The organism is Mycoplana sp. MJR14, from assembly GCF_029210525.1.
Lineage (GTDB): Bacteria > Pseudomonadota > Alphaproteobacteria > Rhizobiales > Rhizobiaceae > Mycoplana.
Map to the genome: position 1 here is coordinate 87598 of NZ_JARGEO010000003.1, position 24802 is coordinate 112399.

Here is a 24802-nt window from a genome sequence, read left to right on the forward strand (position 1 = left end):
GGGCATTCCAGGTTTCAGGCGTCGTTTCGGGGCGGGGCGTGCGAAGCCTCAGCCGGGCGAGGGGCCGTCGGAAGCGGCAAGCTTCGAGATGCGCGGCCAGAGCGGCGTCATCGCCGCGGCGATGTCGCAGAACAGGCCATAGCGCTCCTCGTAGTGGCGGCTGCGGACGGGGTCGGGCCGGCAGGTCCTGGAGATCTTCGCCAGATCGCGCGGGTCGCTCTGGTGGTCGGCAAACAGCCCGACGCCGGCGCCGGCGCACAGGGCCGCGCCCCAGGCAGCGGACTCGTCCGTGTCGGTGACGGTCACCGGCAGGCCGAGCACGTCGGCAAACATCTGTGCGATCGCCGGATTGCGGGAGATCCCGCCCGTCAGCCGCGCCTCGTCGAAGGCGAAGCCGTCGCGCAGCGCATCGACATGGATACGGTGGTTCATCGCGATGCCCTCGAGGACGGCCCGCAGCATGTCGCCGCGGCCATGCCAGCCGCCGAGGCCCGCAAAGCCGGCGCTGGCGGCCGCTCCGTAAGGCGAGCCGAACAGAAAGGGATGAAACAGGGCCGTCGACGGACGGGCGAAGGCCGCCTCGATTTCCGGGGCAAGCAGGGAATGGATCGACTGGCCGGAGGCCTCCGCACGCGCGAATTCCGCGGCGCAGAGTTTGTCGAGGAACCAGTCGTAGTTGGCGGTCGAGGCCGGCGAGATGGCCATGTTGTGCCATTGGCCAGGCACGATGCCGTTGCGGCAGAACCAGCGGCCGTCGACGCGCGGCTCGAAGGAGACGGTCTCGTTGATCGAGTAGGTGCCGGCGATGATCGCGACGAGCCCGGCCTTGTGGCCGCCGACCCCAAGCGCCGAGGCGGTGACGTCGTGCAGGCCGGCCGTCACCGGCGTGCCCTCGGCAAGACCGGTGCGTCGCGCCACCTCCGCCGTCACATGGCCGACGACTTCGTCGGAGCGGGACACCGGCGGCAGCGCATCCCCGATGGCCTGCAGGCCGTAGAGCCGGAGCGCTGCGTCCGAATAGTCCTGCGTGCGGACGTCGGTGAAGGATGTGCTGGCCTCGGTCCGGTCCGCGCCGATCGTGTTCGTCAGGCAGAAGCGCAGCCAGTCCTTGCAGCTCAGCACGTGCGCGATCTTTGTAAACCGCGCCGGCTCGTTGTCGCGGACCCAGGCGAGCAGGGCGGCGGGCGCGGAGACGTGCGGCGCCTGTCCCGTCAGCGTGATCGCCTGCTGCGCGGTGCCGTCCTCGTTCCATCGGTCCACGATCGCGCCGGCGCGACTGTCGAGCGACAGCATCGCCGGACCGAGTGGTCTGGCCTGATCATCGAGCAGATAGACCCCGTCCCCGTGCGCCGTCGCGGCGATCGCCCGGATGTCGGAGGCCGGCCGGCCGCTGATGCGGATCGCCTCGGCGATCGCCTCGGCCGTTGCGGTCCACAACTCGTCCATGTCGCGCTCGACATGGCGGGGCCGGGGGATCGATTGCGAGACCCGGCGGCGCGCAACGGCGATCGGCGTCCCGTCAATGTCGAAGAGCGCGGCCTTGGTGACGGTCAGGCCGCTGTCGATGCCGAGGATGCTTGGCATGGGCAAACTCCGGGCGGACGCCAGGGTCCGCTTCTATCTCTCGTCCTGCGGCGACCCGGTTCGGGGGCGCGAGGATTGATTTCAATTGCAGCGGCGCCATTCCACAGTCCGCCCGTCAGGGACGGGCCGCACCGGATCCGGCAACCACCACGTTGACGCCCTTCGACTGCAGCCGGTCCAGATGCTCGACCGGCGTATCCTCGTCGACGATGACGGCGTCGAACTCCGAAAGGGCGGCGAAGGCGTGCAGGGCGCGGCGCTCGAACTTGGTGTGGTCGGCGACCAGGATCCGCCTTGCGGCGCATTCGAACATCGCCCGCTTGGTCTCCACCATCTCCGCCGACTGGTGGAAGGCGATGTCGTCGGTGATGGCGGACATCGACATGAATGCGATGTCGGCCCGCAGCCGGCGGATCTCGTGGACCGTCATGTGGCCCATGAACGCATTGCACCAGTTGTAGAACTGACCGCCGAGGCCGAGCAGCGTCAGGTCGCGCACGCCTCTCAGCGCGTTCATGACGTTCAGGGAATTGGTGATCGCCGTCAGCGGCACCTTGGCCGGCAGGTGGACCGTCATCTGCAGCACCGTCGTCGAATCGTCGAGAAAGATCGACTGGCCGGGTTCGACGAAGTGCATCGCCGCCTCGGCGAGGTGCTTCTTCTGCGTGGCCTGGCGGTTGGCGCGGTAGACGTCGCTGGACTCGATCAGGCTGGTCGGCGCCGCCGAGACGATGCCGCGCGACTTGCGGAAGATGCCGCGGCTGACGAGATCGTCGACATCGCGATGCGCCGTCATCAGGCTGATGCCGAAGCGTTCGGTGAGATCCTCGATGCGCAGCGATCCCTCGGCCATGACCGTCTCGGCGATCAGCTGCCGGCGCACCAGTTGCCGGGCGTGCCGGCTGTCGCTCGGCATCGGTTCCGATAGAAGCTGCTCGACATTCGCTTTCCTGGTCACGGTCGTTCCGCCATTCGTCTGGGACTGCAACCTGGCATCCAGGCCTTGCTCGAAGATCCGCATGCCGCCGGCTTTTGCAAGCCCCTCCGACAGGCCGAGGCACGGACCTGTCGCCGGCGATGAAAGAGGGGCGCCCGGCGGCGCCCCTCCGGGATGGCATCACTCCGACAGGACGAACGGCGCGGTGTACTTGTCGACGTTGTCCTTGGTGATCAGCAGGCAATCGAACAGCTGCTTCTCGCTCTTGGCGCCGGTGGCGCCCGTCTTGATGAAGCTGTCGGCCTGCTTGACGGCTTCCTCGGAGAAGACGGCAACCGGCTGGAGGACGGTGTACTGCAGTTCGCCGGCCTTGATCGCGGCCACGGCGTCGGGGGAGCCGTCGAAGCCGCCGACCTTGATGCCGGAAAGCTTGCCGGCTTCCTTCAGCGCGGCGATCGCGCCGAGCGCCATTTCGTCGTTGCCGCTGATGACGCCGATGATGTCGGGGTTGGCCTGCAGCATGGACTGCATCTTGGCGTGGCCCTTGGTGCGGTCCCAGTCGGCCACTTCGCGGGCGGCCTTGACGAGATCCGGGTACTGGGTCAGCACGGTCTCGTAGCCGTTCGAGCGGGTGGCGGCGTTGTTGTCGGACGGGGCGCCGAACAGCTCGACGTAATTGCCTTCCTGGCCGACGCTTTCGACCCACTGGGTGGCGCCGAGGGCGGCGCCCTGGGCGTTGTTGGAGACGAGCTGCGCCTTGGCGAGGCCTTCCTGGTTGATCTCGGCATTGACGAGGAAGACGGGGATGCCGGCGGCGACGGCCTTCTTCACCGCACCGACGGAGCCGTCGGCGTTCGCCGGATCGAGGATGATCGCGACCGACTTGTTGGTGATCGCGGTGTCGATCAGGTTGCTCTCGGTGTTGGTGTCGCCCTTGTGCGCGCTGACCGAGGCCGTGTAACCCATCTTCTCGGCCGTCGCCTTGGCGACCTCGCCCTCGGTGTACCAATAGGGGTTGGACGGATCGTTGACGATGATCGTCATCAGCCCTTCCGCCCAGGCGGTGCTGGCCAGCAGCGGAGCCGCAGCGACGGCGGCAAACAGGATACGCATTCCCTTCTTGAACATGTCTCTCTCCCTTTCAATCAGGATGGTGATGCCGGTCGCCCGGCGTTGCTTTCCGCAATCGGCTGGCCCTCAGGGCCGGGTGGGCCGTCGTGGACAAGTTGGTTGCTCCTTCCGGCCGGCCCCTAGCGGCGGCTGTACTGGATGCTGTTGAGGAGGACGGCGAGCACGATGACGGCCCCGGTGAAGACGGTCTGCCAGTAGGACGAGACGCCGATGATGACGAGGCCGTCGGACAGGAAGCCGATGACGAAGGCGCCGAGCATGGTGCCCTGGATCGTGCCGCGGCCGCCGGTGAGCGCCGCGCCGCCGATGACGACGGCGGCGATCGCCGTCAGCTCGTAGGTGGTGCCTGCGGTCGGGCCGGCCGAGGTCAGCTGCGAGGAGAGCACCAGGCCCGCGATGGCCGCGCAGATGCCGGAAAGGACGTAGACGATGATCTTCACGCGCTTGACCGGAACACCTGACAGCTCGGCGGCGCGTTCGTTGCCGCCCGACGCATAGAGCCAGCGGCCGAAGGCGGTGCGGTTCAGGACGACGGCGCAGATGATGGCGAGCGCAGCCAGCACCAGCACGCCGATCGGGATGCCGGCCAGGCGGTTGAAGCCCAGCCAGTCGAAGCCGGTGTTGCCGAGCTCGGGGCGGCCGCTGAGGTTGTTGTAGGTCAGGCCGTTGGTCATCAGGAGCGCGACGCCGCGGGCGCAATAGAGGACGCCGAGGGTCGCGACGAAGGCGGGTACCCTGAGATAGGCGATCAGCACGCCGTTGACGGCGCCGACGAAGGCGCCGAGCGCGCAGGTCAGGACGACCACGGCCCAGACCGGCGGATAGAGGATCACGCCCAGCGGCTCCAGCTGCACGCCCTGCATCAGGAAACCGGCGACGACGCCGGCGAGACCGAGCGTCGAGCCGACCGACAGGTCGATGCCGCCGTTGAGGATGACGAGCAGCATGCCGATCGCCAGCAACCCGAAGATCGCGACGTGCGAGGACATGATCAGGAAGTTCTCGACCGAAAGATAGTAGGGCGACAGCAGCGAGAAGACCACGATGATCGCGATCAGCGCGAAGAAGGCGCGTCCTTCCAGGAGCAACTGGACGATGCTGGTCTTGCGCTTGGTGCCGTTCGAGACGGATTTCTTGTCGGTTGTGCTTGTGACTGACATGATCAGTGCTCCATGATTTCCGTCTAGTGAGCGACCACGGCCTCGCCCGAAGCGGCCATGATCTTCTCTTTCGTGACATTCGACCCGAACTCGGCGGAGATCCGTCCGCGGTGCATGACGATGATGCGGTGGGCGATGCTGAGGCATTCGCCGACCTCGGAGGTGGAATAGAGGACGGCGAGGCCCTGCCTGGCGCGTTCCGCCAGAAGCTTGAACACCTCGGCCTTGGCGCCGATGTCGATGCCGCGGCTGGGCTCGTCCAGAAGGATCACCTTCGGATTGGTGGCGAGCATCTTGCCGATGACCACCTTCTGCTGGTTGCCGCCGGAGAGCGATCCGATCGCAGCGCCGCCGCCGTCGGTCTTGATGTGCACCTTGCGGATCGCACCATCGACGAGCACGCCTTCGTTGCTGCGCGAGGTGAACAGGCCCCTGGTGAAGCTGCCGATGCTGGCGAGCGAGAGGTTGCGGCCGACCGTCATCGTCTGGACCAGGCCGTCGCGCTGGCGGTCTTCGGGGACCAGCACCAGGCCGAGCGCGATGCGGTCGGCGATGCTGAGGTGGGAGACGTCCTCGCCCTCGAGCAGCACCCGGCCGCTCGAAGCCTTGAGGCGACCGGCGACGCATTCGAGGAGTTCGGTGCGCCCCGCGCCCATCAGACCGTAGATGCAGACGATCTCGCCGGCCCTGACGTTCAGCGACAGCCGGTCGACGACCGAATAGTCGGCGCCCGCGGGATCGGGCACGGTAAGCCCTTCGACGGCGAGCGCGACGTCGCCCATCCGGTGGTCTTCCGGCGGCGAGCCGAGGTCGAAATTGTCGCCCACCATGTTGCGGACGATCCATTCGAGGTCGATGTCCTTGCGCCGGGCGAAGGCGGTCATGTTGCCGTCGCGCAGCACCACGGCATGGTTGGTGATCTGCAGGGCTTCTTCCAGGTGGTGGGAGATGTAGACGATCGACACGCCCTTGCTGTTGAGGTCGCGGATCACCTTGAAGAGCACCTCGACTTCGGTGGCGCTCAGCGCCGAGGTCGGCTCGTCCATGATCAGGATGCGCGAATTGACCGACAGTGCCCGGGCGATCTCGACGATCTGCTGCTGGCCGAGCCGCAGGTCTTCGACCAGCGTCAGCGGATCGATGTCCTCCTCGAGTTCCGCCATCAGCGCGCGGGTCTGCCGCTCCTCCTCGGCGAAATCGACACCGGTCGGCGTGGTGATCTCGCGCCCCATGAAGATGTTGTCGCGCACGTTCATGTTCGGCGCCAGGCTCAGTTCCTGGTGGATGATCGAGATGCCGCGGTCGCGGGCGTCCGAGGCGGACGAGAAGCTGACCGGCTGGCCGTCGAGGATGATCTCGCCGGAGGAGGGCTGGACGACGCCGGAGAGGATCTTCATCAGCGTCGACTTGCCGGCGCCGTTCTCGCCGAACAGCGTGGTGACCTGGCCGCGGTGGACGTCGAAATTGACGCCCTTCAGCGCGTGGACGCTGCCGTAGGACTTGGCGATGTTGCGGGCCGCGAGCACGACCTCGCGCGGATCGTCGACGGAGGGGGAAACCTGGCTCATGCTCATTTCACTTCCAGCTTCACCGGCGTGACCAGCCAGCTCTTCGGGTTGACGAGCTTGAAGACGCCCGTGACCTCCACGGTCTTGCCGGTGAGGTTCGCGACGTCGATGCCGGCCAGGACGGCCTTCTTCATCTCGTTGTTCAGGGCCGAGCCGGCGTCCTGGTACTCGATCTGGTTCTTGAACTGGCCGAACTCGATCGTACCGGTCGCATCGCGCAGGTCCGTGCCGTTCACCGCCGGGCCTGTCTGGACGCGAACGACCAGCTCGGCCGGAAGGCCGTCGATCGTCACGGTGTGATAGTTGGACTTGCGCTCGCCCACGGTCGCCGTGAACGACACGGGAATGACGGGTCCGATGCTGGTGGCCACGCCGTATTTCTCACCGGCGGCGGTCTTGTCGGCGGCGATCGCGTTCGCGACCTCGACGGCCGGCGCGGCGCGCTCCTCGACATTGGCCTTCACCTTCGGGAACTCGTCGGCGCCATAGGTCACCGCCGAAAAGCCCTGCTGGCGCACATCGTTCTCCGACCCGATCCGGACGACCGTCGTGTCGAGGGCGATGGCGCCCAGCACCACGACGGCGGCCGCGACGCTTGCGAGAAGCGTCGGCGAGAAGCGCGTCGATTTGCGGGTGGTTGTCTCGGTCGATGTGCTCATTTCAGAAGACCTTCATGGGGGAATGCCGACGATCGGCCGCGCGCGGTCGATACCGAACCGGATGGGCGGATATCGGCCGCGGCGGCATGCAGGCCGGGCAATGTCAGGACAAGCGGCTGAGGGCAGCGCAAGCGGCGCTGCTGCGGGCAGGGGCCCGGATGATGGCGATGGACATGGAACTGCCTCCTCCTGTGATTGCGGGCGCGCTGCTTCCTCCACTCGCCCGACAGTCGGCCGCGACGCGGCCTCCCGGTTCGGCAACAGGTGATATCAATATGATATCAATGCCGCCATCAATGTTAAAATCTATCGAGCCAGAGACCCGCCCCCTATCAGGCGTCCTCCGTTACTCCGATCCCGTCAGCGGCTCTTGCGGTGCAGCGAAATATGCATCCGCAGCACGTATTTCCTGTCGCAGTCCCGTTCCGCATCCGCCCGACAGGGCGCGCTTCATCTGCGGATGACGTATGCAACATATTGAAAATACGTACCTATCACCTCGTAACGCGTGCGTCTTGTCCTTCCCTGGTTCGCAGTCCCGTAGCCAGCGTGCTCCCAACCCGGCGCCGCGGCAGGGATTGCCTCTGCCGGAAACTGAGATCCATCTTATATGAAAAAAATTACGGCGCCAGCAAAATATTACGTTGATGGTGATATCTTTGTGATATAAGAAAGTGGCCGACGAAAATGTCGACATGCCTTCGGGCTCCGGCCGATGGAGGTGCGCGGGACGGGCGCATCGACGCTGAATGCGCCCTGCGCCTGCCGTCCGGCGGGCGAGCGGGCAGGGAGGACTTGACCATGAACCTGACGAGCGCCTGCGCGCCCTCATCCGATCCCTGCGCCGGGAGGGGGCTTCTCCATGGCTGAGGGTAGCCGGGTGATCATCGGCATCGATGCCGGGACGTCGGTCATCAAGGCGGTCGCCTTCGAGACCGGCGGCAGGCAGCTCGCCGTGGCATCGGCCCGCAACAACTATTCCATGGCCGACGACGGCGCGGCCACGCAATCGCTGGCCCAGACCTGGCAGGACTGCCTGACGGCGCTCCGCGGGCTCGGCGAGAAGGTTCCCGATCTGGCGCGGCGGACGGCCGCCATCGCCGTGACCGGCCAGGGCGACGGTACGTGGCTCGTCGGCGCCGGCAACGCGCCGGTGGGCGATGCCTGGCTGTGGCTGGACGCGCGCGCGGCGTCGACGGTGCGCACGCTCGCCGCGGGTCCCCTCAACCGCGCGCGTTTCGAGGCGACCGGCACCGGCCTCAACACCTGCCAGCAGGGCACGCAGCTGGCCCACATGGATCGCCACGCACCCGAACTGATCGGCCGCGCCGAGGTGGCGCTGCACTGCAAGGACTGGCTCTACCTGAACCTGACCGGCATCCGCGCCACCGATCCCTCCGAGGCGAGCTTCACCTTCGGCAACTTCCGCAACCGCCGCTATGACGACACCGTCATCGAGGCGCTCGGCCTTTGCCACCGGCGTTCGCTCCTGCCGGAGATCATCGACGGGACGGAGACGACGCATCCGCTGACGGCCGCTGCGGCGGAAGCCTCGGGGCTGCTCGCCGGAACGCCGGTGTGCCTCGGCTATGTCGACATGGTGATGACGGCTCTCGGCGCCGGCGTGCGCTCGGGCGGCGAGAATGCCGCCTGTTCGACGATCGGCTCGACCGGCGTGCACATGCGCGCCAAGGCGGTCGCGGACGTGCAGCTGAATGCCGAAGGCACCGGCTACGTCATCGCGCTGCCGATCCCGGGCATCGTCACCCAGGTGCAGACCAACATGAGCGCCACCATCAACATCGACTGGGTGCTGCAGCTCGCCGCCGACCTGATCTCGGAGGGCGGTCGCCCGACCAGCCTGTCCGATCTCATTCCGCGCATCGACGATTGGTTCGGCGCCAGCACCCCCGGATCGGTGCTCTACCACCCCTATATCTCCGAGGCCGGCGAGCGGGGCCCCTTCGTCAATGCCGATGCGCGGGCGGGCTTCATCGGCCTGTCCACCCGTCACCGCTTCGCCGATCTGGTGCGCGCCGTGGTCGAGGGCCTCGGGCTTGCGACCCGCGATTGCTATGCGGCGATGGGCGACATGCCGGGCGAACTGCGGCTGACCGGCGGGGCTGCGCGCTCGGCTGCCCTGCGCAGCGTGCTGTCGGCCTCCGTCAACGCACCGCTCTGCGTCTCCGAGCGGGAGGAGGCGGGCGCGGCCGGCGTGGCGATGATGGCTGCCGTCGCCATCGGCGCCTACCGGTCGATGGACGACTGCATCGCCGAATGGGTGACGCCGCTCCTCGGACGTCCCGAGCCGCCGGATCCGGAGCAGGCAAACCGCATCGATCACCTCTACGGCGCCTACCGCCAGGCCCGGTCCGGACTGGTTCCGGTCTGGGACGCGCTGGCGGGACGGTAGCCATCGGGCCGTCGCCCGGAACGACACGGGGTGCCGGACGGCATCCGAAGGAGCAGAAAATGGCAGAGAACAACACTTTCGATCTGGTCGTCATCGGCGGCGGCATCAACGGTGCCGGGATCGCCCGCGACGCGGCCGGTCGTGGCCTGTCGGTCCTCCTCTGCGAAAAGGACGACCTGGCGGAGGGCACGTCGTCGCGCTCCGGCAAGCTCGTCCACGGCGGCCTGCGCTATCTCGAATACTACGAGTTCCGTCTCGTCCGCGAGGCGCTGATCGAGCGCGAGGTGCTGTTGAACTCGGCGAGCCACATCATCTGGCCGATGCGCTTCGTGCTGCCGCACAGTCCGAACGACCGCCCGGCCTGGCTGGTCCGGCTCGGCCTGTTCCTCTACGACCACCTCGGCGGCCGCAAGCGCCTGCCCGGCACCCGCACCCTCGATCTTGCACGCGACCCCGAAGGCGCGCCGATCCTCGACCAGTACACCAAGGGCTTCGAGTATTCGGACTGCTGGGTGGACGACGCCCGCCTGGTCGTGCTCAACGCGCTCGACGCCGCCGAGAAGGGGGCCACCGTGCTCACCCGCACGGCCTGTTTCAGCGCCAAGCGCGACGGCGGCGCCTGGATCGTGCAACTGCGCGATCAGGCGACGGGCGAGGTCCGCACCGCCCGCGCGAAGGCCGTCGTCAATGCGGCCGGCCCATGGGTCAACGACGTCGTCGGCCGCGTCGCCGGCTCCAACAGCCGTCGCAACGTCCGCCTCGTCAAGGGCAGCCACATCATCGTGCCGAAGTTCTGGAGCGGGCAGCAGGCCTATCTCGTCCAGAACCACGACAAGCGGGTGATCTTCATCAACCCCTACGAGGGCGACAAGGCGCTGATCGGCACCACCGACATCCCCTATGAGGGGCCGCCGGAAGAGGTGAGGGCCGACGAGGGCGAGATCGACTACCTGCTGTCCGCCGTCAACCGCTACTTCAAGGAGAAGCTGCGCCGCTCCGACGTGCTCGAGAGCTTCTCCGGCGTCCGCCCGCTGTTCGACGACGGCAAGGGCAATCCCTCCGCCGTCACCCGCGACTACGTGTTCGATCTCGACGAGACCGGCGGCGCGCCGCTGCTCAACGTCTTCGGCGGCAAGATCACCACCTTCCGCAAGCTGTCCGAGCATGCGCTGCAGCGGCTGGCGAAGTTCTTCCCGCAGATGGGTGCGGACTGGACGGCGTCGGCGACGCTGCCGGGCGGCGAGATCCCCGATGCCGACTACGTGTCCTTCTCCGAGACGCTGCGCGAGCGCTATCCCTGGATGCCGCGCCGGCTGGTCCATCACTACGGCCGCCTCTACGGCGCGCGCACCGGCAAGGTGGTCGGCGGCGCGACGTCGCTTGCCGGGCTCGGCCGCCACTTCGGCGCCAGTCTCTACGAGGCCGAGGTCCGCTATCTGGTCGCCAACGAATGGGCGCGCCGGGCCGACGACATCCTGGTCCGCCGCACCAAGGAGGGCCTGCACATGAGCGAGCAGCAGAGGGCCGATTTTGCGGCGTGGTTCGAGGCCGAGATCGCGCAGGCCGCCTAGGGGCCGCGCCTGACGCCCCGCCCGCCGACCGACAGGAGAACCCCATGGCCTTGACGCTTTCGCTGAACACCAACCCGCTCGTCAACCGGTTCGCCGATCCCGACGACCTGATCGAGACGGTGGCGCGCGACCTCAGGCTGCGCGACCTGCAGCTGACGCACGAATTCATCAATCCGAGCTGGCCGGCACCGGTGATCCGCCGGCTGACGCGCCAGATGGATGCCGCCCTGCAGCGCACCGGCGTGCGGGTGACCTCGGGCATGACCGGCCCCTATGGCCGGCTCAACCATTTCGGCCATCCGGACCGCGACGTCCGCCGCTACTATATCGACTGGTTCAAGACCTTCGCCGACATCACTGCCGACCTCGGCGGCACGTCGGTCGGCACCCAGTTCGCCATCTTCACCTACAAGGACTTCGACGATCCCGCCCGGCGCGAGGAGCTGATCAGGATCGCCATCGACTGCTGGGCGGAGGTCGCCGAACACGGCAGGGCGGCCGGACTCTCCTATGTGTTCTGGGAGCCGATGAGCGTCGGGCGCGAATTCGGCGAGACGATCGCCGCATGCCTGCGCCTGCAGGAGCGGCTGACGGCGGCACAGATGGCGATCCCGATGTGGATGATGGCCGACATCGACCACGGCGACGTGACGTCCGCCGATCCCGACGACTTCGACCCCTATGCCTGGGCACGCGCGGTGCCGAAGGTCTCGCCGATCATCCACATCAAGCAGAGCCTGATGGACAAGGGCGGGCATCGCCCGTTCACCGCGGAGTTCAATGCGAAGGGCCGCATCCAGCCGGAGCCGCTGCTGGCTGCCTTTGCAGAGGGCGGCGCCGTCGACAACGAGATCTGCCTGGAACTGTCGTTCAAGGAGCGCGAGCCGAACGACCGCCAGGTGATCGCGCAGATCGCCGAGAGCGTCGCGTTCTGGGCGCCGCACATCGATACCGGCGCGGCCGGGCTGAAGGTCTAGGCGGCACGGCGCGGCCCGACGGGCAACGCGCATTTTTCAGATGCGCCGCTGTTTTTTGATCGACGGGCGGGGCCGAACAATCCTATCAACCGCTTCGGCGAAGCGGTGCGAGGGCCGGGCCCGGAGGGGCGTGGAAGAGCATGGATCTGAGCTTTGGTGGAGAAGGAAGTCGGTAGCGACCCATGACGGATGCAGACGAATCACTCGCCGTGCGCGCGGCCTGGCTGCACTACGTGGCCGGTATGACCCAGGCGGAGGTCGCCCGCCGGCTCGGCCTGCCGTCGGTGAAGACGCACCGGATGATCGCGCGCGCCGTGGCGGACGGGGTCGTGAAGGTGACGATCGATGGCGACATCATCGAATGCGTCGACCTGGAGATGAAGCTCGCCGAACGGTTCGGGCTCGCCACCTGCGAGGTGGCTCCCGATCTCGGCGAGGACGGCATTCCGCTCAGGGCGCTCGGCCAGGCCGGCGCCGGTTTCCTCAAGCGCGAGATCGAGCGCGGCGAGAACCGGGTGATCGGGCTCGGGCACGGGCGGACGCTGTCGGCGGCCGTGCACCACATGCAGCGGCTGAACGCGAAGGACCTGCATTTCGTCTCGCTGCTCGGCGGCCTGACGCGCAACTACACGGCCAATCCCTATGACGTGATGCACCGCATCGCCGAGAAGACCGGGACACAGGCCTATGTGATGCCGGTGCCGTTCTTCGCCAACACGGCCGACGATCGCGAGGTGCTGCTGGCGCAGCGCGGCGTCCGAGAGGTGTTCGAGATGGCCAACAACACCGACCTGAAATTCGTCGGCATGGGAACGGTCGATGCCGAGGCGCAGCTCGTCCAGTCGGGCATGATCGAGGCCCGCGAGATCGAGGAGATCGCCGCTGCCGGCGGCGTCGGCGAAATCCTCGGCTATTTCTTCGACGCCCGTGGCCGCATCCTCGATACCGCGCTGACGGCGCGCACGCTCGCCGCCTCCTTTCCGCGATCGAAGACGGACCGGCTGGTGGCGCTCGCCGGCGGGCTGGTCAAGGTCAAGGCGATCCGGGCCGTGCTCAACAGCCGCCGCCTGCATGGCCTGATCACGGACGAACGCACGGCCCGCGCCCTTCTCGAAACGGAATGAGAAACAACCCGGGCGGCGCCGGGCGCTGCCTCAACAAGGGACTTGATGATGACGACTGCACCGCAATTCTGGATCGGCACCAGCTGGAAGATGAACAAGACGCTCGCCGAGGCGCGGCTGTTCGCAGAGGGGCTGCGCGCCGCCGATGGCGCACGCGACCGGCGGATCCAGCGTTTCGTCATCCCTCCGTTCACCGCGGTGCGGGAAGTCAAGGCGATGCTCGCCGAGACGTCGGTGAAGGTCGGCGCGCAGAACATGCACTGGGCGGACCAGGGCGCCTGGACCGGCGAGGTCTCGCCGGTGATGCTCAAGGACTGCCATCTCGATATCGTCGAGCTCGGGCATTCCGAGCGCCGCGAGCATTTCGGCGAGACCGACGAGACGGTGGGGCTGAAGACCGAGGCCGCCGTCCGTCACGGGCTCGTTCCGCTGATCTGCATCGGCGAGACGCTGGAGGAGCGCGAGGGCGGCCGGGCCGCCGAGGTTCTCGCACGGCAGGTGCGCGGCGCGCTGTCGAAGCTGTCGGCGGAGCAGAAGAAGGCCGAGATCCTGCTCGCCTACGAGCCCGTCTGGGCCATCGGCGAAAAGGGCATTCCGGCGACCTCGGACTATGCCGATGCCCGTCATGCGGAAATCATCGCCGTCGCCGAAGAGGTACTCGGCCGCAAGATCCCCTGCCTCTACGGCGGTTCGGTCAACCCGGGCAATTGCGAGGAGCTGATCGCCTGCCCGCACATCGACGGTCTCTTCATCGGGCGCTCCGCCTGGAATGTCGAAGGCTATCTCGACATTCTCGGCAAATGCGCCGCCAAACTCTAAGGAGAACATCATGAAGCTTGCAGTAGCCGGAGACAGCGCGGGCGAAGGCCTCGCCAAGGTCCTCGCCGACCACCTGAAGGACCGTTTCGAGGTGCACGAGGTCTCGCGCACGGATGCCGGTCCCGATGCCTTCTACGCCGACCTTTCCGATCGCGTGGCGACCGGGGTGATCGACGGTACCTACGACAAGGCGATCCTCGTCTGCGGCACCGGCATCGGGGTCTGCATTTCGGCCAACAAGGTCCCGGGCATTCGTGCGGCGCTCACCCACGACACCTATTCGGCGGAGCGGGCGGCGCTGTCCAACAACGCCCAGATCATCACCATGGGCGCCCGGGTGATCGGGCCCGAACTGGCCAAGGCGATCGCCGACGCCTTCCTCGCCCAGACCTTCGACGCGAAGGGGCGGTCGGCAGGCAATGTCGACGCCATCAACGCGGTCGACGCCAAGTACAACGCCCGCTGAGCGGACGATCGGCGGTGCCGCGCGGGCATCGCCGGATCTTCATCGGGAAGACCGTTCCGGCGGTTGCCGGGCCGGTCAGGCGACGTTGGCCTTGGGGCCTTCGTCTTCCGCGGGCTCCGCGGCCTGCTCGCTACGGCCCTGGAAAAGGGCGGCGATCAGGTCCGACTGGGTGACGATGCCGACGACGCGGTTGCGCTCGTCCACGACCGGCATGTGATGGAGCCCCATGTCGGCCATCGGCGGCACCAGCTTGGCGATCATCGTCTCGGGCAGGGCCGACTGGACGCGCCGCGTCATGATGTCGGCGACGGTGCGCGGCGTCTTCGGGCGGCCGCCCAGGACGAGACGGACCTTGTCGCCAAAGCCGAACCGCAACTGCCCGTTCTGGCCCAGCGCGGAATTGTGCATGAAATCGGTCTGGGTGACGATGCCGACGAGCCCGTCCGCCTCGGTCACGACCGGCAGCGCCTTGATCCGGTGCTCGAGCAGAAGACGCCAGGCCTCCCGCAACGAGGTGTGCGGCGCGACCACGGCTACGTCGCGCGACATGACCTCGCGGCAGGTGATCTCGCCCGAGCGGCGATGGTAGGCGCGGATCTGCGCCTGGTGCAGCAATTCATCGAGCACGTCGGAGCTGATGTCGACCACCTCGTCATACTGCGCCAGCACGGCCTGGAGATCTTCCGGCACGACACCCAGCCGCTGCGTGGGCAGCGGATCGGCGGTCTGGTGCGGATTGGCCGGTGCCGCCGGAACGAGGTGCGGATAGCGCCGCCCCGTCGCGTTGTTGAAGGCGAAGGCGACGAGCAGGATCAGCGCGGAATTGATGCCGACCGGCGTCAGGATGAACCAGTATCCGGCCTCATGGACCGCCGGGCCGCCGAGAACGGCCGTCAATGCCACCGCACCGCTCGGCGGATGAAGGCAGCCCATCATCATCATGGTCGCAATGGCGATCGAGACGGCGACCGCTGCGGCGATGACCGGGTCGCCGATGGCGAGCGCGCAGCTCACGCCGATGAAGGCGGCGATCGCATTGCCGCCGAGAACCGACCAGGGCTGTGCGAGCGGGCTCGTCGGGGCGGCGAAGAGCAGGACCGCCGAGGCCCCCATCGGCGCGATCAGCAGCGGCAGGCTCGCATCGCCGGACCCGACGGCCATCGTGCTGACGAGGCCCGTTACGAGAATACCGACGAACGCGCCGGCCGTCGATCGGATGCGTTCGTGCCGGCTGGTCGGCGCAATATCGGGGATCAGGCGCTTCAGGAAGGCACTGGCCTTGGACATGACTACTCGCGGGAAAGGCGCTGCGACAGGGATTTGGTCAATCGGATATCATTTGCCTATCCGATAGGCATGAAAAATTGATCCAAATTGTGCAGGAAGTTCGAAAAATATGCAGCGCGGCGCGTCCGCGATGGCGCCGCCCTGCCATCGCTGCCCTCAGTTGAGGCGCAACCCCGTGGCGTCGTCGAAGATGTGGGTTCCCGCCGGGTTGCCGCGGACATGGATCCGTTCTCCGACCCTGATCTTGGCATCGCGCGGAAATTCCACGGTGAGCATCCGGCTTTCGCCGATCTCGACATAGCCGTAGGTCTGGCTTCCGAGCCGTTCGACGACGGCGAGGTCGCCGGTGAACCAGGCGTCCTCCGGCGAACAGCGGACGAGGTCCTCCGGGCGGATGCCGAGCGTCACCCCGGAGGCGGCGGCCCTGATGGCCGCGGGCAGGGCGATCGGCCTGCCTGCCACCGACAGCCCTGTCCCGCCGCCGGCGGCGCCCGTGACCTTTGCGGGCAGGGTGTTCATCGTCGGGCTGCCGATGAAGCGCGCAACGAAGAGGCTCGCCGGCCGGTGATAGAGTTCCAGCGGTTTGCCGATCTGCTCGATCCGGCCGGCGTTGAGAACGACGATCCGGTCGGCGAGCGTCATCGCCTCGACCTGGTCGTGGGTGACGTAGACGGTCGTCGCCTTCATACGGTTGTGGAGCTTGGCGATCTCCAGGCGCATCTCGACGCGCAGGGCGGCGTCGAGGTTGGAGAGCGGCTCGTCGAAGAGGAAGGCGGAGGGTTCGCGCACGATCGCCCGGCCCATCGCCACGCGCTGGCGCTGGCCGCCGGAAAGCTGCGCCGGCCTGCGGTCGAGGAAGGGCGCGATCTTGAGGACGTCGGCTGCCTTCGATACCCGCTCGTCGATCGCCTTTTCGCCGGTGCCGCGCATCTTCAGGCCGAAGGCCATGTTCTCGCGCACGCTCATGTGCGGATAGAGCGCGTAGTCCTGGAACACCATGGCGATATCGCGCTCGGAGGGCGGGAGCGCGTTCACCACCCTGCCGCCGATGTCGAGCATGCCGCCGGAGATCTCCTCCAGTCCGGCGATCATGCGCAGAAGCGTCGATTTTCCGCAGCCGGAGGGGCCGACAAGAACCAGGAACTCGCCGCTTTCGATATCGATGTCGATGTCGTGGATGACGGCAAGCGAGCCATAGGTCTTGCGGATCTTTCTCAGGGCGATTGCGGTCACGGTTTTCTCCTCCGGCAGGCGATGTTGGCCCTTGACCAACATTATCGATATCAATATCAATAATGATACAAACGTCGGTTGGCAACTCCGTGGAAGCTGCGATGTCCTATTTTTCGACGAGGCCGAGTGCCCGCATGAGTGTTGCGAAGCCCGCCAAATCGGCGGCCGCCTTCAACGCGCTGAAGCGCGACATCATGCTCGGCGTCCTGCCGGCAGGAGCCGCGCTCACCGAGCTCGAGCTTGCGGCCCATTTCGGCTGCAGCCAGGGCACCGTCCGCGAGGCGCTGCTGCAATTGCAGGAGGAGGGGCTGGTCCTGCGCCAGGGGCACAAGGGCACCCAGGTCTCCGAATGCACCGAAGATGAGGCGGTGGAGATGTTCCGCGTGCGCCGGCAGATCGAGTGCAACGGCATCCTGCGCGTGGTGCAGGCGCCGAGCCGGACGCTGATCGCCGACCTGAAGGCGTTGTTCGAAGAAATGCTGGACGCCGCACGGCGGGACGACGAGCTGGAACTCGCCTCCGCCGACCGCGATTTCCACCGCCGGATCTTCCAGGATGCGCGCCTGCCGGCGCTCGATCCGATCCTGCATCGCTGCCTCGTCCACAACCACCGCTTCAAGATCTCCCGCAGCACGCTGCCGCGCGATCTCGTCGCAACGGCCCAGCGCCACGCCGTCATCATCGAAGCGATCGAAAGCCGCGATCCGGCGCGCGCCGACGCGGCCCTCCGCCACCATATCGCGACGATCGTCGATCTCGGTCCGAGCGTCTTTCCGGATTTCGTCCAATGACCGGCCCGGACGCCTTTGATCCCACGCTCTCGCCGGAGATGGCGGCGCTGATGGAGCGCATGGCATCGGCCGGCCCGCAGCCGGACCCGACGCTGTTGCCGCCGGCGGAGGGCCGGGCGCTTTCGGAGGAGAACAATCGCCGCTGGAACCGCGAGCTGCCGCCGATGGCGATCGCTACGGACTGCCGCGTCGCGGCGAACGCCGCATTGGGGTCGGTCGCCTGCAGGATGCGGGTGCTGGTGCCGGAGGGTGCCGCCGCCGGCGCCATCCTCTACGTCCATGGTGGCGGCTTTGCCTTCTGCAGCCCGGAGACGCACGAGCGCTGCGCCCGCTTGCTGGCGATTGCGGCCGGCATGCCGGTGCTCGTCCCCGACTACCGGCTGGCGCCCGAGAACCCCTATCCGGCCGGCCTGACGGATGTCGTGGCCTGCCTGCGCGCGGCGTTTGCGGCGACGAAGGCGGCCGGCGTCGTTGCGGGACCGCTGATCGTCGCCGGCGATTCCGCCGGGGCCAACCTGGCGCTTGCCGCACTGCTGCACGAACAGCGGCAGGCCGTTCCGACCGCCGTCGCCGGCGCGCTGCTGTTCTACGGCAACTATGCGCTGGATTTTGCGACGCCATCCTATCGGGCCTTCGAGAACGGCCCCGGGCTGACGCGGGCACGGATGCAGCGCTACTGGGCCTGGTATCCGGCGGCCGGAACCGATCTCTCCGGCGACCCGCTCGCCTGTCCGCTGGCCGCCGACGACGGGGCGCTCATGGCCCTGCCGCCGCTGTATCTGATGGCGGGTGGGGTCGATCCGCTCCTGTCCGACACACTGAAATTGCACCAGCGTCTGCAGGCGCTCGGGCGGAAGGAGACCGTCACGGTCGTTCCGGGCGTGGTGCACGGGTTCCTGCAATACACGATCGATCTCGCAGCGGCGCGGGAGGCACTTGCCGCTGCCGGGATCGCAGCAAGGACGATGGCTGCAGCAACGGCCTAGCCGGCCAAGAATTCAAAGGAGGAGACGACAATGAACTTCAGGAAATTCAGTATGGGCGTTGCACTCGCGGCAACGCTTCTGGCATCCACGGCGTCCGCCGAGACGGTCCGTTTCTGGTATCATTTCGACAATCCGGAAAACCCGATGGCGGACCTCGTCGCCAAGTTCGAGGCGGCCAATCCCGGCATCACGATCGAGGCGGAGAACGTGCCGTGGAACAGCTACTACGACACGCTCTACACCTCGCTTGTCGGCGGCAACGCGCCGGACGCGGCCATGGTGAAGCTGTTCGCCCAGCCGCGCCTGACCGAGATGGGCGCGCTCGAGCCGCTCGGTGACAGGATCGACGCCTGGCCCGGCAAGGCCGACCTGCTCGACAACCTGCTCGAGCTGAACAAGGGCGCGGACGGGCAGCAATACTACCTGCCGATCCAGTACGTCGTCCTCTACCTCTACTATCGCGCCGACCTGTTCGAGCAGGCCGGCCTGCAGCCGCCGAAGACCTGCGAGGAGTTCCGCGACGCGGCGATCAAGCTGACCAAGGCGCCGGAGACCTACGGCTTCGGCCTGCGCGGCGGCAAGGGCGGCTGGGACCAGTGGGGCGCCTTCGTGCTGTCGCAGGGCGGCGAGCTGAAGCCCGGCGGCCTGACCAACGACAAGGCGGTGGCGGCCAACCAGTGGCTGATCGATCTGTTCCAGAAGGACAAGGTCATCCCGCCGTCGGCACCGAACGACGGCTTCCAGGAAATCACCGGCGCCTTCAAGGCCGGCACGACGGCGATGACGATCCATCACATCGGCTCGTCGAACGACATGGTCAAGGCGCTCGGCGACAAGGTGTCGGCGGTGCCGGTTCCCGAGTGCGGCGGCAACCGCTGGACCTCCTATGGCGACGAGTCGCTGGCGATCTTCTCCTCCTCCGAGGTGAAGGATGCGGCCTGGAAGTGGATCTCGTTCCTCGCCGAGGGAGAGAACAACGTCGCCTTCAACAAGGCGACCGGCCAGATGACCGTGACCAAGAGCGGCTCGGAAAACTGGAACCTGCATGAACGCCGCTTCGTCGACGCGACGGTCGATTCGCTGCCCTTCGCCCATGTCCTGCCGCAGACGCCGGCGACGTCCGAGTTCGTCAACACCGCGTGGCAGGCGGCCATGCAGCAGGCGCTGACGGGGCAGATCACGTCCAAGCAGATGATGGAGCAGCTGGAAGGGCTCTTCGCGCAGTAGCAAGCCCGACCTCGTCCCCCACCCGCAGCGTCAGGGCGGGTGGGGGATCATCCCAGCCCGAAAAGGCAAGGAACTGAAATCCGATGACCGTGATCACCTCGTCCGCCGCAGCCGACCCCGCCATCCCGACGCCCTGGAGCACGCGGCTGATGCCCTACATGCTGCTCGCGCCGGCGGTGCTGGTGACGGTGTTCATCGTCTTCATGCCGATGGTGCAGGCGGTCTGGACCAGCTTCTACGACCTCATCCTGTGGAAGCCGAATGCCAGCCGCTTCGTCGGCTTCGGCAACTATGTGAAGCTCTTCGCCGATCCGGTCTTCTGGACCGCGCTGTGGAACACGGTGATCTGGATCGGCCTGACGGTGCCGCTGCAGATGGGGCTCGGCCTTGTCACCGCCCTTCTGCTGAACCGCGAATTTCCCTGGCGCGGTCTCGCGCGCGCCCTCATCATCATCCCCTGGGCGCTGCCGAGCGTCGTGATCGCGCTGATGTGGCGCTGGATCTACGACCCGAACACCGGCGTGCTCAACGACATCCTGATCTATCTCTCGATCGTGCGGAGCGCGGTGCCGTGGCTCGCCGATCCGAACCTTGCGCTCTATGCCGTCATCGCCACGCTGACCTGGCAGGGCTTTCCGTTCTTCGCGGTGATGATCCTCGCCGGCCTGCAGGGCATTCCGAAGAGCCAGTACGAGGCCGCCTCGATCGACGGCGCCACCGCCTGGCGCCAGTTCGTGCACATCACCCTGCCGGGGATCGCGCCCGTGCTGGCGACGGCCGGCCTGCTGCGCGTCATCTGGGTGGCCAATTCGATGGACGTGATCTTCGTGATGACCGGCGGCGGGCCGGGCTATGCGACCCACACGCTGCCGCTCTACGCCTTCGTGCGCGCACGGCAGAACCTCGACTTCGGCTACGGCACCGCGATCGCCGTGACCTTCACCATCCTGCTCGGCGCGATCGTCGCCGTCTATCTGGCCCGTACCATGCGCGAGGTTGAGCGATGAACAGACCTGGCACCGCACGCCGCATCCTGACGACCGACCTTCCGGTTCTCTTCATCGTGCTCTTCGCGATGGCGCCGTTCGCCTGGATGGTCCTGACCTCGCTGACGCCGACCGCAGCACTGAACGCGACCGGCGTCTCGCTCTCGCCGGCCGGCTGGAGCCTCGACAACTACGTTCGCCTGCTCGAGCAGACCTCCTTCCTCGGCAACATGATGGACAGCCTCATCATCGCCGGCGGCACGGTCGTGCTCGGGCTGGCGGTCGCCGTCACCGCGGCTTATGCCTTCTCGCGCTTCCGCTTCGCCGGGCGCAAGCTGCTGATGCTGCAGTTCCTGCTGATCAACATGTTCCCGGTCGTGCTCCTGATCCTGCCACTGTTCGTGCTGATGAAGAACGCCGGCATCCTCGACACGCATTTCGGGCTCATCCTCGCGAACGCCACGGTGGCGATCCCGTTTGCGGTGTGGATGCTGACGAGCTATGTCGGCGCCATCCCGAAGAGCCTCGACGAGGCGGCGATGATCGACGGCTGCTCGCGGCTCAAGGCGCTGTGGCGCGTCGTCCTGCCGCTGACCATGCCCGGCATCATCTCCACCGGCATCTACATCTTCATCACCGCCTGGAACGAATATCTCTACGCGCTGACGCTCGGCGGGCGGAACGTCCGTCCCGTCACCGTCGCCATCCAGACGCTGATCGGCGAATACCAGATCGAGTGGGGCCTGCTTGCCGCCGGCGCCGTTGTCGGCGCCATGCCCGCCACCATCCTTTTCCTTCTCGTCCAGCGCCGCCTGATCGGCGGACTCACGCAGGGTGCGGTGAAGGGCTGAACTTCAAGAAGAGGACTGACCATGAACCCCGTCGGGTTGATATCCATGCAATATGCGCGGCCCTTCACGGCCGAGCACTTCCCGCTGTTTTCGCGGATGCGCGAGCTCGGCTACGACTTCGTGGAGCTGCTGGTGCCCGAGCCGGGCGAGCTGGATCTCGAGAACACGCGCAAGGCGCTCGAGGATGCAGGGCTCGCCGTGGTCCTCGCCGCGCGCGTCAACCTGCAGCGCAACCTCTCCTCCGACGATCCGGTCGCCCACCGCGCCGGCATCGACTACCTGAAATACGCGGCCGACTGCGCCGCGGCCCTCGGCTGCACGATCGTCGGCGGGCCGCTGACCGGCAATCCGCTCGTCTTTGCCGGCCGGCCGCCGCAGCCGGTTTCGGAAGAGGAGCGCCTCGCCAGGAAGACGCGCTGCGTCGCCGGGCTGAAAGAGGCGGGCGATCATGCGCAGAAACTCGGCGTGGTGCTGGCCGTCGAGCCGCTGAACCGCTTCGAGAGCGACGTGCTGTGCACCACGCAGCAGGCGATCGAGCTCCTGGACGCCGTCGACCACCCCGCCGTCCAGCTGATGCTCGACACCTTCCACATGCACATGGAGGAAGCCTCGATCGCCGAGGCGATCCGGCTCGGCGGCCGGCGCGTCGTCCATTTCCAGGCGAACGAGAACCATCGCGGCTTCCCGGGCACCGGCGCCACCGACTGGGTCGACGTCTTCCGGGCGCTGCACGAGATCGGCTACGAAGGCCCGGTCTCGCTCGAACCGTTCCGCCGCAACGACGACCGCTTCGGCGTTCCCTTCGCGCAGTGGCGTCCGCCGCACGAGGACGAGAGCGAACGGCTCGCGGCCTCTGCCGAATTCATCAAGTCCCACATCACACTGACGGAATATCGCCGATGACACTGAAGATTGGTTGGATCGGGTGCGGCATCCACGCCACCCAGATGCTCTTGCCCCAGCTCGTTCGCCACGACGTCGAACTCGTCGCGCTCTGCGACATCGACGCCAAGCGCCTTGCCTCGGCCGGCCGCCAGTTCGGCGTCTCGAGGCTCACGAGCGACGCGGCGGAACTGATCGGCACCCGCGGCCTCGACGCCGTCGGCATGGCGGTCGGCCCCGACCAGCACCTCGCCTTCGGCAAGATGGCGCTGGAGCGCGGCCTGCCGGTGTTCATGGAGAAGCCGCCGTCGGGCAGCGCCGCCGGCGCCCGCGAGCTGCTTGCGGCATCGGAAAGGTCCGGCAAGCCGCTGCTCGTCGGCTTCATGAAGCGCTACTCCGCCGGCAACAAGATCGCCGCCAATATCCTGCGCTCGGGCCGCTTCGGCGACGTGCTGGGCCTGACCGGCTACTACATGACGGCGCCCGGCTATTTCGTCGGCAACGTGGACTATACCGGCTTCTTCCTGCACCATTGCGTCCACTACATGGACCTCGTCTCCTTCCTCGTCTCGCCGGTGAGGAAGCTTTCGGCGCGCAAGGTGGAGAAGGAGCCGGGCAAGGTGCTGTTCCACATCAACTTCGATTTCGAATGCGGCGCGATCGGCACCATCGCGATGGGCACCATCCAGTCGCGCGGCGCGCCCGTGGAGCGCATCGAGCTGATGGGCGACCACCAGCGCATCGAGGTCGACAACGTCATCGAGGTTCGCTGGAACCGCAATCCGCCGTTCAAGGTCGACGATCCGCTGGCGACCCTCACCGACAGCGTCGACAGCCTGACCTGGAAGCCGAACTTCACCGCCGCTGCCAACGAGGACCCGAAGGGCTACTTCTCGCTGCTTGCCGACGTCATCCCGGCGCTCGGCGGCGCGGAGACCGCAGCCCCCACCATCGAGGACGGGGTCGTGGCGATGGAACGGCTGGAAACGCTCCGCCGCGAGCTGGCTCTCTGAGCACGACAGAAAAAGGGCAGGCAGGCCATGAAGACCCCCGTCATCCAGTTCGGCACGAGCCGGTTCCTGCAGGCGCACGCCGACCTGTTTTTGTCCGAGGGAACGCCGGCGCTCGGGATCACGGTGGTGCAGACCTCCGGCGATCCGGCGAGGGCCGGGCGGCTTGCCGCGCTCGCCGCGCCGGACGGCTATCCGGTGCGGATCCGCGGCCGCCAGGACGGCCGCGTGGTCGACGAGGAGCAGCGGGTCACTTCGGTCCGGCGCTGCCTGTCCATGACCGACCAGTATGAGGAGGTCCGGCGCGTCTTCGTGGAGGAGGCGGAATACGTCCTCTCCAACACCGGCGATTCCGGCTACGAGAGCAAGGCGGAGGATAGCCTCTCCGCCTTCTCGCCCGGGATGAGCTTTCCCGCCAAGCTCTATCTGCTCCTGGCCGCCCGCCACGCCGAAAACGGGCGTCCCCTGACGATCCTGCCGATGGAGCTGATTGCCGACAACGGCAAGGTGCTGCGGGGGCTGGTCCTGGAGATCGCGGCGGCCAACAACGCCACCGCCGGACTGAAGCGTTACATCGCAGACGAGACGATCTGGGCGTCGAGCTTGGTCGACCGCATCGTCTCCGCGCCGATCGAGCCTGCGGGGGCCGTCGCCGAGCCCTATGCGCTCTGGGCGATCGAGCGGACAGCGGGCCTGGTCGCTCCGACCGTCCACCCTGCGATCCAGCTCGTCGACGACCTGCGCGAGATCGAGACGCTGAAGCTGCACATCCTCAACCTCGGCCATACGGCGCTGGTGGACATGTGGATCCGGCAGGGTGCGCCGGCACAGGCGATCGTTCGCGAATTCATCGCCCGGCCGGAGGTCAAGGGCGAGCTGGACGATATCTATCAGAGCGAGGTCCTGCCGGCGTTCGCGGCGCTCGGTCGCCGCGACGCAGCGGCGGCCTATCTCGCGACCACCCTGGAGCGGTTTTCCAATCCCTTCCTCGACCACAAGCTCTCGGACATCGCCCAGAACCATGCCCAGAAGGTCGAGCGCCGGATCGTCGCCTTCGTCGATCTCGCCCGGGCGGGTGGCCACAAGGGCGATTTCCCGAGGCTCACGGCGATCGTCGATCGCAGCGGCGCTGCCTGAACG

22 protein-coding genes are annotated in these 24802 nt (G+C 67.2%); 14 read left to right on the forward strand and 8 right to left on the reverse strand.

From position 1 onward, the window contains the following. Positions 1–48: 48 nt before the first annotated feature. The 6 genes from P0086_RS08440 to P0086_RS08465 all read right to left on the reverse strand — a co-directional run bounded on the left by P0086_RS08440 (position 49) and on the right by P0086_RS08465 (position 7039). Positions 49–1584 (reverse strand): FGGY-family carbohydrate kinase, encoded by a 1536-nt coding sequence (locus P0086_RS08440; RefSeq protein WP_275784569.1) that lies wholly within the window; start codon positions 1582–1584, stop codon positions 49–51. Positions 1585–1699: 115 nt separating this feature from the next. Further along, positions 1700–2500: a DeoR/GlpR family DNA-binding transcription regulator gene (locus P0086_RS08445; RefSeq protein WP_275785243.1), complete on the reverse strand. Its 801-nt coding sequence runs from the start codon at positions 2498–2500 to the stop codon at positions 1700–1702. A 201-nt stretch (positions 2501–2701) separates the two neighbouring features. Beyond that, positions 2702–3649 carry a D-ribose ABC transporter substrate-binding protein gene (locus P0086_RS08450; protein ID WP_112594832.1) on the reverse strand — a complete coding sequence of 316 codons (948 nt, stop codon included), beginning with the start codon at positions 3647–3649 and terminating at the stop codon, positions 2702–2704. Positions 3650–3771: 122 nt separating this feature from the next. Then, entirely contained in the window at positions 3772–4812 is a 1041-nt protein-coding gene (locus P0086_RS08455; protein ID WP_112594834.1) for an ABC transporter permease, read from the reverse strand. A gap of 23 nt (positions 4813–4835) precedes the next feature. Then, positions 4836–6380, reverse strand: a complete 1545-nt coding sequence (locus P0086_RS08460; RefSeq protein WP_112594836.1) for a sugar ABC transporter ATP-binding protein — start codon at positions 6378–6380, stop codon at positions 4836–4838. A gap of 2 nt (positions 6381–6382) precedes the next feature. Next, positions 6383–7039, reverse strand: coding sequence for a DUF2291 domain-containing protein (locus tag P0086_RS08465; protein ID WP_275784574.1), 657 nt, complete (start codon positions 7037–7039; stop codon positions 6383–6385). An 862-nt stretch (positions 7040–7901) separates the two neighbouring features. Between P0086_RS08465 and P0086_RS08470 the strand changes: the two genes are divergently transcribed. The 6 genes from P0086_RS08470 to P0086_RS08495 all read left to right on the forward strand — a co-directional run bounded on the left by P0086_RS08470 (position 7902) and on the right by P0086_RS08495 (position 14409). After that, complete coding sequence (locus P0086_RS08470) at positions 7902–9452, forward strand: FGGY-family carbohydrate kinase (RefSeq protein WP_275784577.1); 1551 nt, start codon at positions 7902–7904, stop codon at positions 9450–9452. A 59-nt stretch (positions 9453–9511) separates the two neighbouring features. After that, positions 9512–11023, forward strand: a complete 1512-nt coding sequence (locus P0086_RS08475; RefSeq protein WP_275784580.1) for a glycerol-3-phosphate dehydrogenase — start codon at positions 9512–9514, stop codon at positions 11021–11023. A gap of 44 nt (positions 11024–11067) precedes the next feature. Then, entirely contained in the window at positions 11068–12000 is a 933-nt protein-coding gene (locus P0086_RS08480) for a TIM barrel protein (RefSeq protein ID WP_275784583.1), read from the forward strand. A gap of 182 nt (positions 12001–12182) precedes the next feature. Then, a complete protein-coding gene (locus P0086_RS08485; RefSeq protein WP_112607023.1) occupies positions 12183–13124 on the forward strand; it encodes a sugar-binding transcriptional regulator in 942 nt (313 codons plus the stop codon). Positions 13125–13172: 48 nt separating this feature from the next. After that, positions 13173–13943, forward strand: coding sequence for a triose-phosphate isomerase (locus P0086_RS08490; RefSeq protein WP_112594847.1), 771 nt, complete (start codon positions 13173–13175; stop codon positions 13941–13943). A gap of 10 nt (positions 13944–13953) precedes the next feature. After that, on the forward strand, positions 13954–14409 hold the full coding sequence (locus tag P0086_RS08495) for an RpiB/LacA/LacB family sugar-phosphate isomerase (protein WP_112607025.1): 456 nt from the start codon (positions 13954–13956) through the stop codon (positions 14407–14409). Positions 14410–14484: 75 nt separating this feature from the next. Here P0086_RS08495 and P0086_RS08500 read toward each other — a convergent pair whose 3' ends face one another. Beyond that, entirely contained in the window at positions 14485–15696 is a 1212-nt protein-coding gene (locus P0086_RS08500) for an HPP family protein (RefSeq protein ID WP_112594851.1), read from the reverse strand. A gap of 156 nt (positions 15697–15852) precedes the next feature. Continuing rightward, a complete protein-coding gene (ugpC, locus tag P0086_RS08505) occupies positions 15853–16929 on the reverse strand; it encodes a sn-glycerol-3-phosphate ABC transporter ATP-binding protein UgpC (RefSeq protein WP_275784588.1) in 1077 nt (358 codons plus the stop codon). A gap of 134 nt (positions 16930–17063) precedes the next feature. On the opposite strand from ugpC, the gene P0086_RS08510 reads away from it, so the two are divergent. From P0086_RS08510 to P0086_RS08545, 8 genes are all read left to right on the forward strand, one after another. Next, the gene (locus P0086_RS08510) at positions 17064–17720 is read left to right on the forward strand and encodes a GntR family transcriptional regulator (RefSeq protein ID WP_275784591.1); all 657 of its coding nucleotides are present in this window, start codon (positions 17064–17066) and stop codon (positions 17718–17720) included. Then, on the forward strand, positions 17717–18706 hold the full coding sequence (locus tag P0086_RS08515) for an alpha/beta hydrolase (RefSeq protein ID WP_275784594.1): 990 nt from the start codon (positions 17717–17719) through the stop codon (positions 18704–18706). The genes P0086_RS08510 and P0086_RS08515 overlap by 4 nt, the downstream gene beginning before the upstream one ends. Before the next feature lie 30 nt (positions 18707–18736). Further along, positions 18737–19933, forward strand: coding sequence for a sugar ABC transporter substrate-binding protein (locus P0086_RS08520; RefSeq protein WP_275784597.1), 1197 nt, complete (start codon positions 18737–18739; stop codon positions 19931–19933). A gap of 83 nt (positions 19934–20016) precedes the next feature. After that, positions 20017–20940: a sugar ABC transporter permease gene (locus tag P0086_RS08525; protein WP_112594866.1), complete on the forward strand. Its 924-nt coding sequence runs from the start codon at positions 20017–20019 to the stop codon at positions 20938–20940. Beyond that, entirely contained in the window at positions 20937–21770 is an 834-nt protein-coding gene (locus tag P0086_RS08530) for a carbohydrate ABC transporter permease (RefSeq protein WP_148188124.1), read from the forward strand. The genes P0086_RS08525 and P0086_RS08530 overlap by 4 nt, the downstream gene beginning before the upstream one ends. Before the next feature lie 21 nt (positions 21771–21791). After that, the gene (locus tag P0086_RS08535) at positions 21792–22673 is read left to right on the forward strand and encodes a sugar phosphate isomerase/epimerase family protein (protein WP_275784602.1); all 882 of its coding nucleotides are present in this window, start codon (positions 21792–21794) and stop codon (positions 22671–22673) included. Continuing rightward, entirely contained in the window at positions 22670–23665 is a 996-nt protein-coding gene (locus P0086_RS08540) for a Gfo/Idh/MocA family oxidoreductase (protein WP_112600551.1), read from the forward strand. Before P0086_RS08535 ends, P0086_RS08540 begins: the two co-directional genes overlap by 4 nt. A 27-nt stretch (positions 23666–23692) precedes the next feature. Further along, positions 23693–24799, forward strand: a complete 1107-nt coding sequence (locus P0086_RS08545) for a mannitol dehydrogenase family protein (RefSeq protein ID WP_275784605.1) — start codon at positions 23693–23695, stop codon at positions 24797–24799. The last annotated feature ends 3 nt before the right edge of the window (positions 24800–24802 follow it).

Bases quoted from the DNA above. Each gene is read 5' to 3' on its own strand.
- P0086_RS08440 (WP_275784569.1), bottom strand. From the start codon at position 1,584: ATGCCAAGCATCCTCGGCATCGACAGCGGCCTGACCGTCACCAAGGCC.
- P0086_RS08445 (WP_275785243.1), bottom strand. From the start codon at position 2,500: ATGCCGAGCGACAGCCGGCACGCCCGGCAACTGGTGCGCCGGCAGCTG.
- P0086_RS08450 (WP_112594832.1), bottom strand. From the start codon at position 3,649: ATGTTCAAGAAGGGAATGCGTATCCTGTTTGCCGCCGTCGCTGCGGCT.
- P0086_RS08455 (WP_112594834.1), bottom strand. From the start codon at position 4,812: ATGTCAGTCACAAGCACAACCGACAAGAAATCCGTCTCGAACGGCACC.
- P0086_RS08460 (WP_112594836.1), bottom strand. From the start codon at position 6,380: ATGAGCCAGGTTTCCCCCTCCGTCGACGATCCGCGCGAGGTCGTGCTC.
- P0086_RS08465 (WP_275784574.1), bottom strand. From the start codon at position 7,039: ATGAGCACATCGACCGAGACAACCACCCGCAAATCGACGCGCTTCTCG.
- P0086_RS08470 (WP_275784577.1), top strand. From the start codon at position 7,902: ATGGCTGAGGGTAGCCGGGTGATCATCGGCATCGATGCCGGGACGTCG.
- P0086_RS08475 (WP_275784580.1), top strand. From the start codon at position 9,512: ATGGCAGAGAACAACACTTTCGATCTGGTCGTCATCGGCGGCGGCATC.
- P0086_RS08480 (WP_275784583.1), top strand. From the start codon at position 11,068: ATGGCCTTGACGCTTTCGCTGAACACCAACCCGCTCGTCAACCGGTTC.
- P0086_RS08485 (WP_112607023.1), top strand. From the start codon at position 12,183: ATGACGGATGCAGACGAATCACTCGCCGTGCGCGCGGCCTGGCTGCAC.
- P0086_RS08490 (WP_112594847.1), top strand. From the start codon at position 13,173: ATGACGACTGCACCGCAATTCTGGATCGGCACCAGCTGGAAGATGAAC.
- P0086_RS08495 (WP_112607025.1), top strand. From the start codon at position 13,954: ATGAAGCTTGCAGTAGCCGGAGACAGCGCGGGCGAAGGCCTCGCCAAG.
- P0086_RS08500 (WP_112594851.1), bottom strand. From the start codon at position 15,696: ATGTCCAAGGCCAGTGCCTTCCTGAAGCGCCTGATCCCCGATATTGCG.
- P0086_RS08510 (WP_275784591.1), top strand. From the start codon at position 17,064: ATGAGTGTTGCGAAGCCCGCCAAATCGGCGGCCGCCTTCAACGCGCTG.
- P0086_RS08515 (WP_275784594.1), top strand. From the start codon at position 17,717: ATGACCGGCCCGGACGCCTTTGATCCCACGCTCTCGCCGGAGATGGCG.
- P0086_RS08520 (WP_275784597.1), top strand. From the start codon at position 18,737: ATGAACTTCAGGAAATTCAGTATGGGCGTTGCACTCGCGGCAACGCTT.
- P0086_RS08525 (WP_112594866.1), top strand. From the start codon at position 20,017: ATGACCGTGATCACCTCGTCCGCCGCAGCCGACCCCGCCATCCCGACG.
- P0086_RS08530 (WP_148188124.1), top strand. From the start codon at position 20,937: ATGAACAGACCTGGCACCGCACGCCGCATCCTGACGACCGACCTTCCG.
- P0086_RS08535 (WP_275784602.1), top strand. From the start codon at position 21,792: ATGAACCCCGTCGGGTTGATATCCATGCAATATGCGCGGCCCTTCACG.
- P0086_RS08540 (WP_112600551.1), top strand. From the start codon at position 22,670: ATGACACTGAAGATTGGTTGGATCGGGTGCGGCATCCACGCCACCCAG.
- P0086_RS08545 (WP_275784605.1), top strand. From the start codon at position 23,693: ATGAAGACCCCCGTCATCCAGTTCGGCACGAGCCGGTTCCTGCAGGCG.